We start from the raw sequence: 313 nt of genomic DNA, 5'->3' as shown, positions 1-313 counted from the left end.
GTGAAGTCACCCTTCCCGCCACCGGCATGGTGATGAAGGTCTCCACCTTCCCCTTCCTGGCCGACCTCAAGGGTGAGACTCTGATCACCACCGACGGCACCACCCTGCTGCGCGCAGACGACAAGGCCGGTGTGGCAGAGATCCTGACCGCCGCCGAGATCCTCCTTGCCGAGGGCCGCCCCCTTGGCAAGCTCTGCATCGCCTTCACCCCCGACGAGGAGATCGGCGAGGGCGCTTCCCTCTTCGATATCCCGGGCTTTTGCGCGGATTTCGCCTACACCGTTGATGGCGGTGACGTGGGCGGCATCGAGTA

General features: G+C 64.9%; 1 protein-coding gene. It reads left to right on the top strand.

The genetic code is table 11. From position 1 onward, the window contains the following. On the top strand, positions 1–313 hold a 313-nt coding region (locus P0G09_RS17460), incomplete at both ends, for a M20/M25/M40 family metallo-hydrolase (protein ID WP_275253309.1).

Source organism: Faecalibacterium sp. DFI.5.82 (genome assembly GCF_029076575.1).
Lineage (GTDB): Bacteria > Bacillota > Clostridia > Oscillospirales > Ruminococcaceae > Faecalibacterium > Faecalibacterium duncaniae.
Note: the sequence above shows the minus strand (reverse complement) of the source record. Positions and strands in the feature narration are given on the sequence as shown.